The 376-nt window shown below is 24.7% G+C and carries 1 pseudogene; it reads right to left on the minus strand.

Annotated features, from left to right (window positions below):
* Nucleotides 1-73 (minus strand): annotated as a pseudogene (locus tag KI369_RS29195) (homoserine dehydrogenase); the annotation flags it as partial.
* Nucleotides 74-376 lie beyond the last annotated feature (303 nt).

Below are 376 nucleotides of genomic sequence, written 5' to 3' on the forward strand. Positions count from 1 at the left end.
CGTATAAATCCCTTGCTATTTTTCTCTTTAGTTTGTACGAATGGATAATAGATTTAAGTTCATTCATTTTAATACACTTCCTAATAAAATTTTACTTACCCCAATATTTTAAAAATAAACAGTACTTTTAAATCTTATTTAAAATACACTCAAGTATCTTCATTTACTATCGATTAACCTTACATAGTTGTAATAATTTCTTTCGATACCCACTAACTAGAAGCAACAGACTTCTTATTTGATGGTAAAAATATAAAAAAGCAATGATTAGGTTTTAAATCTAGTCATTGCTTTTTCGATTTTATCTTGATTTACAACTAAAAATCTAAATATCATTCTTTCACTCGAATGCTACATATGTTTTGATTAAATTCTT

Source organism: Bacillus sanguinis, assembly GCF_018332475.1.
GTDB lineage: Bacteria > Bacillota > Bacilli > Bacillales > Bacillaceae_G > Bacillus_A > Bacillus_A sanguinis.